This is a genomic window from Pseudomonas sp. S04 (assembly GCF_009834545.1).
Classification (GTDB): domain Bacteria; phylum Pseudomonadota; class Gammaproteobacteria; order Pseudomonadales; family Pseudomonadaceae; genus Aquipseudomonas.
This window is the reverse complement of sequence record NZ_CP019427.1, coordinates 1,093,005-1,106,131: the sequence shown is the minus strand read 5'-3', so window position 1 is coordinate 1,106,131 and position 13,127 is coordinate 1,093,005. Positions and strand designations below refer to the sequence as shown.

The following is a 13,127-nucleotide window of genomic DNA, read 5'->3' as shown; positions in this document are numbered from 1 at the left end:
CATTCAGCAACTAATACTTAACTGAATAGTGCACAACATCAACTAGCCCTTACCTGGACGAGGTAATTCCTTGAAGGTGCAGGCACCCTCGGCTTTATCTTCGCAATAATACTGGCTATACCACGGTTCCCAGGCTCCCCCCGCCTGAATACTGACAACAGTGCCTTCGCGCTTGAAGCGCATGTCCAACTTACCACCGTCACGCAGACTGTACCCGCAGTGCAGGATTTCACCGATCACCACACCTTCGACTGCATCGCCATGGGCCTTGAATATTGCCTCATCGAACCCACCTACCGGGCCGCGCCCAACCTGCGAAGTGCCATTCCACTCACCCTGGCCGCTGACGGTAGCTGCGACATAACTGCCGGTGGTACCGACTTCCTTGATATCCGCAACTTTCGGGCAATACTCCACGGTTCCTGCCCAGGCATTCGCCGACATCAGGAAAGGAATCAACAACGCAATTTGTTTGATATACATAAATGCTCCATGCCATTATTTAATAACACTATATTTCCCTACAGACACTGTGCAGCACATTCAACTTGCACACACCTCCTTGAATACTACGCACACACAGCACTTACTCAAACAAGCAAACTTGTAGGCAAATTCCTTATATGCCAAGGAAACTATCGCGCTAATTAGCTCCCCACCTGCCCCTCCCCCCATCAGCCCAATGCAATTCCCACACGAGCCTGGAGCACCGCGACCGCCGCTCCTGGAAAAAACAGCAGATTTCTCCCTCCTGCCATCAGCTCGCTCTACGCCCCAGGCGACATCCCCGCTATACTTGCCGGCTTTTCCTGAATAAATGCCAATAGGGTCCCGCCGCGCATGGATAAGACCTACCAGCCGCACGCAATTGAAACTTCCTGGTACAACACCTGGGAGTCCGAGAACTACTTCGCCCCGCAAGGCGCGGGCGATTCCTACACCATCATGATCCCGCCGCCGAACGTCACCGGCAGCCTGCACATGGGTCACGGTTTCAATAACGCGATCATGGACGCCCTGATCCGTTTCCGCCGCATGCAGGGTCGCAACACCCTGTGGCAACCGGGTACCGACCACGCCGGTATCGCCACCCAGATGCTGGTGGAGCGTCAGCTCGAAGCCAAGGGCCAGAGCCGCCACGACCTGGGCCGTGAGAAATTCCTGGAAAAAATCTGGGAATGGAAAGATGAGTCCGGCGGCAATATCAGCCGGCAGATCCGTCGCCTCGGCTCGTCGGTGGATTGGAGCCGCGAGCGCTTCACCATGGACGACGGTCTCTCGGAAGCGGTCAAGGAAGCGTTCGTGCGCCTGCACGAAGACGGCCTGATCTACCGCGGCAAGCGCCTGGTCAACTGGGACACCAAGCTGCACACGGCGATTTCCGACCTCGAAGTGGAAAACCACGACGAGAAAGGTTTCCTGTGGAACCTCAAGTACCCGCTGGCCAACGGCGCCAAGACCGCTGAAGGCAACGATTACCTGATCGTCGCGACCACTCGCCCGGAAACCATGCTCGGCGACTCCGCCGTGGCCGTGAACCCGAACGATGAACGCTACAAGGCCCTGATCGGCCAATTCGTCGAGCTGCCGCTGGTTGGCCGCCGCATCCCGATCATTGCTGACGATTACTGTGATCCTGAGTTCGGCACCGGCTGCGTGAAAATCACCCCGGCCCACGATTTCAACGACTACGAAGTCGGCAAGCGCCACAACCTGCCGCTGCTCAACATCTTCGACAAGAACGCCGCGGTGCTGCCTGCCTGCCAGGTGTTCAACCTCGACGGTACGCTCAACGACAGCATCGACGGCAAGATCCCGGCCGAATACGCCGGCCTCGACCGTTTTGAAGCGCGCAAGCAGATCGTCGCTGCGTTCGACGCCGCCGGCCTGCTGGTCAGCGTTGACGATCACGCCCTGAAAGTGCCCAAGGGCGACCGCTCCGGCACCATCATCGAACCGTGGCTGACCGACCAGTGGTACGTTTCCACCAAGCCACTGGCCGAGCCTGCGATTGCCGCCGTGGAAGACGGCCGCATCCAGTTCGTACCGAAACAGTACGAAAACATGTACTTCTCGTGGATGCGCGACATCCAGGACTGGTGCATCAGCCGTCAGCTGTGGTGGGGCCACCGGATTCCGGCCTGGTACGACGAGTCGGGCAAGGTCTACGTCGGTCGCGACGAAGCCGAAGTGCGCGCCAAGCACAACCTGGGGCCAGATGTTGCCCTGCAGCAGGACAACGACGTCCTCGACACCTGGTTCAGCTCGGGCCTGTGGACCTTCTCCACCCTCGGCTGGCCGCAACAGACCGAGTTCCTCAAGAAGTTCCACTCCACCGACGTACTGGTGACTGGCTTCGACATCATTTTCTTCTGGGTTGCCCGGATGATCATGCTCACCATGCACTTGGTGAAGAACGAGGATGGCACGCCGCAGGTGCCGTTCAAGACCGTGTACGTACATGGCCTGGTGCGCGACGGCCAGGGCCAGAAGATGTCCAAGTCCAAGGGCAACGTCCTTGATCCGCTGGACATCATCGACGGCATCGACCTGGAAACCCTGGTGCAAAAACGCACCAGCGGCCTGATGCAGCCAAAACTGGCGAAAAAGATCGAGAAGCAGACCCGCGACGAGTTCGCCGACGGCATCGCCAGCTACGGCACCGACGCCCTGCGCTTCACCTTCTGCTCGCTGGCGTCCACCGGTCGCGACATCAAGTTCGATATGGGCCGCGTCGAAGGCTATCGCAACTTCTGCAACAAGATCTGGAACGCTGCGCGCTACGTGCTGGACAAGGGCGAGGACTGCGGCCAGAACGGCGAAGCCTACGAGCTGTCGCTGGCCGATCGCTGGATCATCTCCCAGTTGCAACGCACCGAAGCAGAAGTAACCCGCCAACTCGAGCAGTTCCGCTTCGACCTGGCTGCACAGGCCCTGTACGAGTTCATCTGGAACCAGTATTGCGACTGGTACCTGGAACTGTCCAAGCCAGTGCTGTGGGACGAAAACGGCCCGATCGAACGCCAGCGCGGCACCCGTCGCACCCTGGTGCGCGTGCTGGAAGTGGCGCTGCGCCTGGCGCACCCGTTCATGCCGTTCATCACCGAAGAAATCTGGCAGCGCATCGCGCCGCTGGCCGGCATCGACGGCAAGACCATCATGCTGCAACCTTGGCCAGTGGCCAATGAAGCACGCATCGACCAGGCGGCCGAAGACGACATCGAATGGCTCAAGGGCCTGATGCTGGGCACGCGCAACATTCGCGGCGAGATGAACATCGGCCCGGGCAAACCCCTGCCGATCTTCCTGAAGAACGTCAGCGCCGAAGACCAGCGTCGCCTCAGCGAGAACGAAGTCCTGCTGAAAAAGCTGGCCAAGCTGGAATCCATCACTGTGCTGGCAGCCGGCGAAGAAGCGCCATTGTCGGCCACCGCGCTGGTTGGCGAGATGGAAGTGCTGGTGCCGATGGCCGGCCTGATCGACAAGGGTGCGGAACTCGCCCGTCTGGACAAGGAAATCCAGCGCCTGCAAGGTGAAGTGCAGCGTGTCGGCGGCAAGCTGTCCAACGCCGGTTTCGTCGACAAGGCCCCGGCCGAAGTCATCGAGAAAGAACGCGCCAAACTGGCCGAAGCCGAACAGGCTCTGGGCAAACTGGCCGAGCAACACGCGCGGATTGCCAGCCTGTAACGGCATACCGCTATAAAACAGGGAGGCCCGCAACGGCCTCCCTTTTTTGTGCCCGCCCCTTCCCCACAAACACCACAACACCCTGTGGGAGCGGGCTTGCCCGCGATGAGGCCCTCATATTCAACATTGATGTGACTGACAGATCGCCATCGCGGGCAAGCCCGCTCCCACAGGGATTCGTGCTGATCTTCACAATTGCATTCACAACGCCTGGATGTGGGACAATGCCCGTCTCTTTCAGCCACACCCGAATCGACTACGCCCATGACCACCCCCCGCACACCCCGCCCTGCGCGCAAGAAGCCTGATTCCGCGACCCCGGCCAAAGCCGTGGAGCCCCGCGAAAAGGCCAGCCTGCACCCGCGCAACCGCCACCAGGGCCGTTACGACTTCCCGGCGCTGATCAAGACCACGCCGGAACTGGCGCAGTTCGTGATCATCAACCCCTATGGCAAAGAGAGCATCGACTTCGCCAGCCCGGATGCGGTGCGGGTGTTCAACCGGGCATTGCTCAAGTCGTTCTATGGCATCGCCCATTGGGACATCCCGGCCGACTATCTCTGCCCACCGGTGCCGGGACGTGCCGATTACGTGCACTTTCTTGCCGACCTGCTGGCCAGCGTCAACGACGGTGAGATCCCTCGCGGCGCACCGGTCAAGGTGCTCGACATCGGCATGGGCGCCAACTGCGTTTATCCATTGATCGGCTACAGCGACTACCGCTGGCACTTCCTCGGCTCGGAAATCGATCCGACCGCCGTGGCCGCCGCCAAAGCCATTGTGCAATCCAACGGCCTCAACAAAGCCATCCAGCTGCGTCAGCAAAGCAATCCCAAGCACATCCTGCTGGGCTTGCTGGAGCCGGGCGAACGTTTTGACCTGACCATGTGCAACCCGCCGTTCCATGCCTCCATGGACGAGGCGACCAAGGGCAGCGAACGTAAATGGCGCGCCCTGGGCCGTGCCGACCCGAAACGCAAACTGCCGGTACTGAACTTTGGCGGACAGTCCGCCGAGTTGTGGTGTGAAGGTGGTGAAGCGCGGTTCGTGACGCAACTGATTGCCGAAAGCGCGCACTTTCAACACAAGGTGCTGTGGTTCAGTACCCTGGTCTCGAAAGCGTCAAACCTGCCAGTCATCCAGACCGCGCTGAAAAAGGCCGGCGTGCTGGAGAGCCAGGTAGTGGAGATGTCCCAGGGACAAAAGCAAAGCCGCTTTGTCGCCTGGACCTTCCAGACCAAATCCGAGCAGCAAGTCTGGCGCGAGCGCTGGGTTCGCAAAAGCTGAGTCTCGCCTGGCACATAACGCCAGGCACAAAAAAGCCGCGCCCGGATTGCTCCGGGGCGCGGCTCTTTTTTATGCGTCTTACTTGTTAACAGCGTCGGTCAGGCCTTTAGCCACAACCAGCTTGATAACTTTCTTGGCAGCGATTTCGATGGCAGCGCCAGTCGAAGGGTTGCGGCCGGTACGGGCAGGACGCTCGGTCACTTTCAGCTTACCGATACCTGGCAGGGTGATTTCACCGCCGTTTTCCAGTTGATCAGCAACGATTTGGCCCAGTTGGTCCAGTGCGTTACGCGCGGTGGTTTTAGGCGCGTCGATAGCTTCAGCGATATCGGCGATCAGTTGGTCTTTAGTAAGAGCCATGTAGTGTTCCTTCCCTATCAAATTCATATGGATTGCAGAGTGCAGTGTCAGCCATCGAGCCCGATCTTCTGGATCTGGCACCCTCGGCTACAACACCGACGGGTCGGGGTTATAGATACCGAAATCAGGGTTTGGTTCGACCTGACAAATGCTGAATGCACGCTTAACGCAGTGACTTCGCGTAAGACCGGGCAAAACTAGCACAGAGACGGGGAAATATCCGCCTCTACCTACCCATTTGGTCAGCTTTATTGCTCTAAATCCGCAAAAAAACGCATAAGCCCGGCATGACCCGCCTCCCAACCCCGTCGAGCACCGCCAAAACCAACAGGTGCGGTACACTGGGCACTTTTTCGGGGGAGCACGCCCTCCTCCATTCATACAGCCGAGAAGCCCATGCCGATCCGTCATTGCATCGTCCACCTGATCGACAAAAAACCCGACGGCACACCCGCAGTCCTGCACGCCCGCGACTCGGAACTGGCCGAATCCGCCGCCATCGAGAACATGCTCGCCGACCTCAACGAAAGCTACAACGCCAAGCAAGGCAAAGCCTGGGGTTTGTTCCACGCCGAGTCCGGTGCACATCCGTTCAGCGGCTGGCTGAAGGAGTACCTCGACGGCGGCAAGGACTTCACCGCGTTCAGCCGAATTGCCGTGGAGCACCTGCAAAAGTTGATGGAGGAGTCCAACCTGTCGACCGGCGGTCACGTCCTGTTCGCCCACTACCAGCAAGGCATGACCGACTACCTGGCCATTGCCCTGCTGCACCACAGTGAAGGCGTGGCCGTGACCGACCAGCTCGACGTGACCCCGTCCCGGCACCTGGACCTGGGCCAGTTGCACCTGGCCGCACGGATCAACATCTCCGAGTGGCAGAACAACAAGCAGTCCAAGCAGTACATTTCGTTCATCAAAGGCAAGAACGGGAAAAAGGTCTCGGAGTACTTCCGCGACTTCATCGGCTGCCAGGAAGGTGTCGACGGCCCGGGTGAAACCCGCACCCTGCTCAAGGCCTTCAGCGACTTCGTCGAAAGCGAAGACCTGCCGGAAGACTCCGCCCGCGAGAAGACCAAGACCCTGGTCGACTACGCCAGCAGCCAGGCCAAGCTGGGTGAACCCATGGGCCTGGAGGAGCTGTCGGAACTGATCGACGAAGAACGCCCAAAAGCCTTCTACGATCATATCCGCAACAAGGACTATGGCCTGTCGCCGGAAATCCCCGCCGACAAACGCACCCTCAACCAGTTCCGCCGTTTCACCGGCCGCGCCGAGGGCCTGTCCATCAGCTTCGAAGCGCACCTGCTGGGCTCGAAGATCGAGTACGACGAAGAAGCCGGCACCCTGGTCATCAAGGGCCTGCCGACCTCCCTCACCGACCAGCTCAAGCGTCGCAACTGATGCTCGCAGGCGCACTGAGGAAGGTCCTGCTGATTGTGCTGGTGCTGGTGGTCTATCAGAACTGGGGCAAGATCGAACGGCTGTTCAATCCTTCGCAGGTGGTCGCCGAACAGGTCCGGGCCAACGCCCGGGTGGTGCTCTACGCCACCGACTGGTGCGGCTACTGCAAACTGACCCGGCGCTTCCTTGATCAGAAGGGCATACCGTTCAAGGAATACGACATCGAGAAGGATGCCGAGGCGCGCAAGGTCTATGAGGCCCTGGGCGGTCGTGGCATCCCGGTGCTGGACGTGAACGGCACGCTGATTCGCGGCTATGAGCCCGAGGCGATTCTGGCTGCCTTGAAATAGACCAGGTCAAAAGATCGCAGCAGCTCACCTCAGGCTGCGATCTTGACCGCTGCTAGCAAGCCTCGATACGAAAACCAAACCGCGGAAAGTGCACATGCACCACCCCACCACGCGGGTCTTCGCGGCGCAGGATCAGCTCTTCACTGCCGGCAAACAGCAACTCGCCGGCCACCGGATCAACCCCGTAATCGGTTGCCGCGATCACCACCTGCTGGCCTGCGGTAAAACCATTCGGTTCGTTGAACGGTTCATCCGGCAGGGCCGCCGGGGTTGAGTCCCGCGCCACCTGCAAGGCTTCTTCTGCGCTCATCTCACTGAATGCACCATGACCGAAACCCAGTACCCGGGTCAGCCAGGCCGAGACTGTCGGATAGGCATCCACCAGGGGCGCAGTGACGGGCGTGCCCTTCAAGAACCACAGCGGATGGGCCAAGGCGAAGTCGGCAATCGAAGGCTCGCCGAACAGGTAGTCGCCATCACGCTGCAGTTGCTGCTCAAGGCGCGCCATGATCGTCGGCCATTGATGACGGGCCTGGTCCGCCGACAGTCGGGTGGCGCTACCACCACTGAACAGTCCGGCGCGGTCGGCGACAAAGGCCTTCACCGCCTCCGGTGATAACCTGGCAAAACGTACCGCTATCGATTCGGGCTGGAACACCAGACTGACCGCATGCTGGAACACCACCGAGTCGGCCCAGGCGGCGACCGTGGCGCTGACCATTTCCTGCCCTTCGGGGAAGAACGCCGGCAGGGCTTTTTGCTGCTCCAGTCGGCGGGCAATCAGCGCGGTGTCGCAATAGATATCGGCACCGATCTGCAGCACCGGCGTACGACGGTAGCCACCAGTCAAGGCCGTGAGGTCGGGCTTGGGCATCATCGGCGAGATGTTCACCGAGCGCCAGGACAACCCTTTGAAGCCCAGCAACAGCCGCGCCTTTTCTGCGAAAGGAGAAGTCGGGTAATGGTGAAGAATCAACTCTGACATACACAATCCGCCGCTGATGTAAGAAGCCAGCAGCTTAGCGCGCAATCGAATAGCAGCCTACCCATCTGCCTGATGACAACTGATCACTCAGGGTGATAAGTCGCCACCAGGCATTCCTTGGCGCTCTTGCGCAGCTTCTTGATCAGGCGTTCCTGGCGCAACGCTTCGCTCTTGTCGAGGCAGGCCTCGGTATAGACCAGCGCCATCGCCGGGCTCGAGAGAAAAAACCGCGCGCCCTTGCCGCTCTGGTGCTTGGCGAAACGCTTTTGCGGGTCGTCGCTGATGCCGCAATACAACGCGCCATTGGCCGCACGAACGAGGTAGACGAACCAGGGCTTGCTGGCAGGCACCACGGGCTCGACGGGTATGACGGAGGATTGGCTGGGGCTGTTCACGTGACGTTCAGGGCTTGAAGGAAAACAGCTGCAGATCTTATCAGCGACTGGCCTGGAACGCCCTCAAGCCTTTGAGCGCCTGTTTGCGCACGGCGTTGCCCACCAGCGGCGTCCAGCCCAGGAGCAGGCCTTTGACACCGAGGGCCTGGCGCGACCAGCGCCACAGATCAAAGGTGTCGTGGTGCTCGCAGATCTTGCCGTCACGCAGGACGAAGCGTGCCTGGATGTCGTTGACCACGGTGTTGCCGGTCTGGCTGAACAGGTAGCGGGCAACCCAGTGCGCACTGCCGCTGCGCTCATCGGCTTGCACGTTGTCGAAGGTCAGGGAAAAGTCCTTGGCCCGGGTGGTGAGCATCCGCCACATGTCAGCGGCATCGCGCCCGCGCAGCTCGCCAAAAGCCGGATCACTGAACAGCACATCCTCGCTGTAGCAGGCGCTCATGGCTTCGGCATCCAGGCGCTGAAAGGCTCGATAGAACTCAGTGATCACGGCGCGATTGGCGTCACTCATGGGCAGGCTCCCTGCATGGTCAAAAATGGCTGCGAAAGATACCTGCACGATAGTCTGCAAACCTTGGCAACACTACCGCCATTCGCAGCACAAATACCGCCAGTGCGACGCCGTCACACCCGTTCGCTTTCGACCTGCACGTACCGGGCGCGCCCGGCCCCCAGCCCCGCGATGATCGCGCCCAGGCCAATCACCCCGAAAATCCAGCCCAACGCGGTCCAGCCTCCGGTCCAGTCGTGCACCAGGCCCACCGCAAACGGGCCCATGGACGCCAGGGTGTAGCCGAACCCCTGGGCCATGCTCGACAGGTTGGCTGCCACATGGGCATCACGCGAGCGCAATACAATCAGGGTCAGCGCCAGGGCGAAGGTTGCGCCCTGCCCCAGGCCCAGCAGGATCGCCCAGCCCCACAAGCCGTCAATCGGCGCGTACAGGCAACCGAACAGCCCGCCCAGGGTCATCAGCATCACCACCACGATCGCCAGGCGCTGGTCCTTGCCCCGCGTAGCCAGCCAGGGGGCGGCCAGGGAACTGGCCAATTGCACAATTACCGAACCCGACAGCACCAACCCGGCCTGGGTCGGCGTCAGGCCACGGCCGATCAGGATCGACGGCAACCAGCCAAAGACGATATAGGCCAGCGACGACTGCAGGCCCATGTAAAAGGTCACTTGCCAGGCCAGCGGGTCACGCAGCAGCCCGCGTACCCGATACGCGACATTGTGGGCGCCGTGTTTTTGCCCCACCTGCGGCAGCCAGAAAACCGCAGCAAGCAGTGCCGGAATCACCCAGAACCCCAGGCCCACGGTCCAGTTCTGCCCAAAATGCTCGCTCAAAGGCACTGACGCGCCGGCGGCCATGGCGGCGCCCAGGCACAAGGCCATGGTGTAGACGCCCGTCATGGTGCCGGCGTGCTTGGCAAAATCACGCTTGACGATCCCCGGCAGCAATACGCCGATCACCCCAATGCTGGCGCCGGCCAGGATGCTCCCGGCAAACAGGCCGATCTCGCCGAAAGAACTGCGCAGGATGATCCCGCCCGCCAGGGTCAGGAGAATCCCCAGCACCACGCGCTCGGCACCAAAACGCCGTGCCAGGATCGGCGCCAAGGGCGCGAACAGCCCCAGGCACAACACGGGCAAGGTAGTCAGCAACCCCGCCTGGGCCGCCGACAAGCCAAGACTCTTCGACACGTCGCTGAGCAGCGGCGCCATGCTCGACAGCGCCGGACGCAGGTTCAACGCCACCAGGATCAGCCCCAGCAACAACAGCCAGGGACGAAGCAACAGCGGCTGGCTCTGCTGGACTTGCTCATCATCGGCCTCGGCATCGATCAGCAGCTCTTCAAGCTCTGCCGAGCGTTTGGGGGAGACGGTATCGCGGGTGTTGGCCGGTTGGCTGGACATGGAATTCTCGGTTTCAAGGCTCATTGATCAACTGCCGGCAAAGGGCCTTGGCCCGCTCTGGATCGCGCTGTTCGACGGCGTCGAGCAAATCGACATGCAAGTCGAACACGGCTTGACGTCTGGGGACGATGTTCAAAGTCTCGCGCAACTGCGCGCCGACAATGCTGGAGAAGTAGCGGTACAGCTCACTGAGGGTCGGGTTGTGCGCGGCATCCACCAAGCGGCGGTGAAACACCATGTCGCAGGCGATGTAGCTATCAAGGTCGCCGTGATAGTGGGTACCACTGATTGTCAGCGCCTCACGCAGGGCCACCAGGTCCTCATCGGTCCGACGCAACGCCGCCAGGCCAATCGCCTCCACTTCAAGAATATGCCGGGTCTCCCGGGCCTGTTCATGAGAGCAACGGGACAAGGCCTTCATCGTATCCAACGGATCGACCACCGCCCGCAGGTAACTGCCGTCACCCTGGCGAATCTCAATCAACCCGGAAAACGCCAGCACCCGCATGGCCTCACGCACCGTATTACGACTAATCCCCAACTCAGCCGCCAACTCAGGCTCGGTGGGCAGGCGCTGGCCAACCGTCCAACTGCCGGTGTTAATGCGCAGGCGCAGTTGCTCCAAGGCCTGGTCGACCAGGGAACGCTTGATCAGTGGAGAAGTGTCTGTCATTAAATTCGCCCTTTCATCCAATCATAGGATGAATTTTTTTGACATGTTAGTCAGCTTGACTGGGTAGAGCAATGAGGATGTTGGTTGCGGGGGGCCGGACGTCAGAGGTAAAGCCTTTGGTTGCTTGGGGTCGGGCGGCGTTCGGGCGAAAAAAAACCCGGAACAAGTCCGGGTTCATCTCACTCAGCAACCCCAATCAATGCAAAATCTGACTCAAGAACAACTTGGTCCGCTCATTCTGCGGATTGTCGAAAAAGTCATTCGGCGCCGCCTGCTCAACAATCTCCCCCTTGTCCATAAAGATCACCCGATTCGCCACCGTCCGCGCAAAACCCATCTCATGGGTCACACAGAGCATGGTCATGCCGTCTTCAGCCAAACCGATCATGGTATCGAGCACTTCCTTGACCATCTCCGGATCGAGCGCCGACGTCGGTTCGTCGAACAGCATGATCTTCGGCTTCATGCACAGCGCCCGGGCAATCGCTACCCGCTGCTGCTGGCCACCCGACAGTTGCCCTGGATACTTGTGCGCCTGCTCCGGAATGCGTACGCGCTCCAGATAGTGCATGGCAATCTCCTCAGCCTTGCGCTTGGGCATCTTGCGCACCCACATCGGCGCCAGGGTGCAGTTCTGTAAAATCGTCAGGTGTGGAAACAGATTGAAGTGCTGGAACACCATGCCGACTTCACGGCGCACCGTTTCAATCTGCTTGAGGTCATTGGTCAACTCCACGCCATCGACCACGATCCGCCCTTGCTGATGCTCTTCCAGGCGGTTGAGACAGCGAATGGTGGTCGACTTGCCGGAACCCGAAGGCCCGCACAGGACAATCCGCTCGCCCTGCTTGACGTTGAGGTTGATGTCTTTCAACACATGGAACTGGCCGTACCACTTGTTCACGCCCTGCATCTGAATAATGCCTTCAGGGCTCACCGGCTGTTTGCTTGCTTCGCTCATTACAGAACTCCTAACGCTTGTGGCCAGTGTCGAGCTTGCGTTCCAGGTGCATGGAATAGCGCGACATACCAAAACAGAAAATCCAGAACACCAGAGCCGCGAACACGTAGCCCTCAGTGGCCATGCCCAACCATTTCGGGTCGGCGGCGGCTTGCTTGACGCTGTTGAGCAAGTCGAACAGGCCGATGATGATCACCAGGCTGGTGTCCTTGAACAGCGCAATGAAAGTGTTGACGATACCGGGGATCACCAGCTTCAAGGCTTGCGGCAGGATCACCAGGCCCATGCTGCGCCAGTACCCCAGGCCCATCGCGGCAGCCGCTTCGTACTGCCCCTTGGGAATCGCTTGCAGGCCGCCACGCACCACTTCGGCGACGTAGGCTGACTGGAACAGGATCACCCCGATCAGCGCCCGCAGCAGCTTGTCGAAGTTCATGCCCTCGGGCAGGAACAACGGCAACATCACCGAGGACATGAACAGCACCGTGATCAATGGCACGCCGCGCCAGAACTCGATGAAGGTCACGCAGACCACCCGAATCGCCGGCATGTTCGAGCGCCGTCCCAGGGCCAGGATGATGCCCAGCGGCAGCGCTCCGGCAATCCCGACCGTGGCGATCACCAGGGTCAGCATCAGGCCGCCCCATTGGCTCGTCGCCACTTGGCTCAAGCCGAAAACGCCGCCATGCAACAGGCACCAGGCAATGATCGGGTACAGCACCAGGAAGCTCAGCCCATACACTGCTTTGCGCGGGAAGCGCGAGATGAACAGCGGTGCCACGCCGATGACCGCCAGCCACACGGTCAGGTCCACGCGCCAGCGCATGTCCACCGGGTAGTAGCCATACATGAACTGGCCAAAGCGCTGCTGGATGAACACCCAGCAGGCGCCGTCCTTGGTGCAGTCGGCCTGGCTGGTACCGACCCAGTTGGCGTCGATGATCGCCCACTGCAGGATCGGCGGCACCACCAGGTAGATCAGGTAGAACGCGAACAGCGTCAGCAGGGTGTTGAGCCAGCTGGAGAACATGTTGGCGCGCATCCACGCCACCACGCCGATGCTGCTGCTCGGCGGTGGCATGTCCGGTTTGAAAGTATGAGTACTCATGCG

13 protein-coding genes are annotated in these 13,127 nt (G+C 60.4%); 4 read left to right on the top strand and 9 right to left on the bottom strand.

Translation table 11 applies throughout. The features are described 5' to 3' along the window. Positions 1-42: 42 nt before the first annotated feature. Complete coding sequence (locus PspS04_RS04760) at positions 43-483, bottom strand: DUF3757 domain-containing protein (RefSeq protein ID WP_159993925.1); 441 nt, start codon at positions 481-483, stop codon at positions 43-45. A gap of 357 nt (positions 484-840) precedes the next feature. On the opposite strand from PspS04_RS04760, the gene PspS04_RS04755 reads away from it, so the two are divergent. Both PspS04_RS04755 and rlmF read left to right on the top strand, forming a co-directional pair. After that, positions 841-3,687, top strand: a complete 2,847-nt coding sequence (locus PspS04_RS04755; protein ID WP_159993923.1) for a valine--tRNA ligase — start codon at positions 841-843, stop codon at positions 3,685-3,687. Positions 3,688-3,951: 264 nt separating this feature from the next. Beyond that, entirely contained in the window at positions 3,952-4,974 is a 1,023-nt protein-coding gene (gene rlmF / locus PspS04_RS04750; RefSeq protein WP_095171203.1) for a 23S rRNA (adenine(1618)-N(6))-methyltransferase RlmF, read from the top strand. A 78-nt stretch (positions 4,975-5,052) separates the two neighbouring features. On the opposite strand, the gene PspS04_RS04745 is transcribed toward rlmF, so the two are convergent. Beyond that, on the bottom strand, positions 5,053-5,334 hold the full coding sequence (locus PspS04_RS04745; RefSeq protein ID WP_007905514.1) for an HU family DNA-binding protein: 282 nt from the start codon (positions 5,332-5,334) through the stop codon (positions 5,053-5,055). A 396-nt stretch (positions 5,335-5,730) separates the two neighbouring features. Here PspS04_RS04745 and yejK point away from each other — a divergent pair, with 396 nt between their 5' ends. Beyond that, positions 5,731-6,735, top strand: coding sequence for a nucleoid-associated protein YejK (gene yejK, locus PspS04_RS04740; RefSeq protein ID WP_095171205.1), 1,005 nt, complete (start codon positions 5,731-5,733; stop codon positions 6,733-6,735). Continuing rightward, positions 6,735-7,085, top strand: a complete 351-nt coding sequence (locus tag PspS04_RS04735; RefSeq protein ID WP_159993921.1) for a glutaredoxin family protein — start codon at positions 6,735-6,737, stop codon at positions 7,083-7,085. The genes yejK and PspS04_RS04735 overlap by 1 nt, the downstream gene beginning before the upstream one ends. 52 nt (positions 7,086-7,137) lie before the next feature. Here PspS04_RS04735 and PspS04_RS04730 read toward each other — a convergent pair whose 3' ends face one another. The 7 genes from PspS04_RS04730 to PspS04_RS04700 form a co-directional block, all read right to left on the bottom strand. Then, on the bottom strand, positions 7,138-8,070 hold the full coding sequence (locus PspS04_RS04730; protein WP_095171208.1) for a glutathione S-transferase family protein: 933 nt from the start codon (positions 8,068-8,070) through the stop codon (positions 7,138-7,140). Positions 8,071-8,153: 83 nt separating this feature from the next. Then, positions 8,154-8,465: a GIY-YIG nuclease family protein gene (locus tag PspS04_RS04725; RefSeq protein WP_159993919.1), complete on the bottom strand. Its 312-nt coding sequence runs from the start codon at positions 8,463-8,465 to the stop codon at positions 8,154-8,156. A 40-nt stretch (positions 8,466-8,505) separates the two neighbouring features. Beyond that, positions 8,506-8,976 carry a nuclear transport factor 2 family protein gene (locus tag PspS04_RS04720; RefSeq protein WP_159993917.1) on the bottom strand — a complete coding sequence of 157 codons (471 nt, stop codon included), beginning with the start codon at positions 8,974-8,976 and terminating at the stop codon, positions 8,506-8,508. A gap of 113 nt (positions 8,977-9,089) precedes the next feature. Next, on the bottom strand, positions 9,090-10,406 hold the full coding sequence (locus PspS04_RS04715; protein WP_159993915.1) for a CynX/NimT family MFS transporter: 1,317 nt from the start codon (positions 10,404-10,406) through the stop codon (positions 9,090-9,092). After that, the gene (locus PspS04_RS04710) at positions 10,396-11,055 is read right to left on the bottom strand and encodes a FadR/GntR family transcriptional regulator (RefSeq protein WP_159993913.1); all 660 of its coding nucleotides are present in this window, start codon (positions 11,053-11,055) and stop codon (positions 10,396-10,398) included. The genes PspS04_RS04715 and PspS04_RS04710 overlap by 11 nt, the downstream gene beginning before the upstream one ends. Positions 11,056-11,251: 196 nt before the next feature. Beyond that, positions 11,252-12,016, bottom strand: a complete 765-nt coding sequence (locus PspS04_RS04705) for an amino acid ABC transporter ATP-binding protein (protein WP_095171217.1) — start codon at positions 12,014-12,016, stop codon at positions 11,252-11,254. A gap of 10 nt (positions 12,017-12,026) precedes the next feature. Further along, on the bottom strand, positions 12,027-13,124 hold the full coding sequence (locus tag PspS04_RS04700; RefSeq protein ID WP_095171219.1) for an amino acid ABC transporter permease: 1,098 nt from the start codon (positions 13,122-13,124) through the stop codon (positions 12,027-12,029). Positions 13,125-13,127: the final 3 nt, after the last annotated feature.

What these genes read in the sequence shown, in the direction of transcription:
- PspS04_RS04760 (WP_159993925.1), bottom strand. Translation starts at nt 483, where the DNA reads ATGTATATCAAACAAATTGCGTTGTTGATTCCTTTCCTGATGTCGGCG.
- PspS04_RS04755 (WP_159993923.1), top strand. Translation starts at nt 841, where the DNA reads ATGGATAAGACCTACCAGCCGCACGCAATTGAAACTTCCTGGTACAAC.
- rlmF (WP_095171203.1), top strand. Translation starts at nt 3,952, where the DNA reads ATGACCACCCCCCGCACACCCCGCCCTGCGCGCAAGAAGCCTGATTCC.
- PspS04_RS04745 (WP_007905514.1), bottom strand. Translation starts at nt 5,334, where the DNA reads ATGGCTCTTACTAAAGACCAACTGATCGCCGATATCGCTGAAGCTATC.
- yejK (WP_095171205.1), top strand. Translation starts at nt 5,731, where the DNA reads ATGCCGATCCGTCATTGCATCGTCCACCTGATCGACAAAAAACCCGAC.
- PspS04_RS04735 (WP_159993921.1), top strand. Translation starts at nt 6,735, where the DNA reads ATGCTCGCAGGCGCACTGAGGAAGGTCCTGCTGATTGTGCTGGTGCTG.
- PspS04_RS04730 (WP_095171208.1), bottom strand. Translation starts at nt 8,070, where the DNA reads ATGTCAGAGTTGATTCTTCACCATTACCCGACTTCTCCTTTCGCAGAA.
- PspS04_RS04720 (WP_159993917.1), bottom strand. Translation starts at nt 8,976, where the DNA reads ATGAGTGACGCCAATCGCGCCGTGATCACTGAGTTCTATCGAGCCTTT.
- PspS04_RS04715 (WP_159993915.1), bottom strand. Translation starts at nt 10,406, where the DNA reads ATGAGCCTTGAAACCGAGAATTCCATGTCCAGCCAACCGGCCAACACC.
- PspS04_RS04710 (WP_159993913.1), bottom strand. Translation starts at nt 11,055, where the DNA reads ATGACAGACACTTCTCCACTGATCAAGCGTTCCCTGGTCGACCAGGCC.
- PspS04_RS04705 (WP_095171217.1), bottom strand. Translation starts at nt 12,016, where the DNA reads ATGAGCGAAGCAAGCAAACAGCCGGTGAGCCCTGAAGGCATTATTCAG.
- PspS04_RS04700 (WP_095171219.1), bottom strand. Translation starts at nt 13,124, where the DNA reads ATGAGTACTCATACTTTCAAACCGGACATGCCACCGCCGAGCAGCAGC.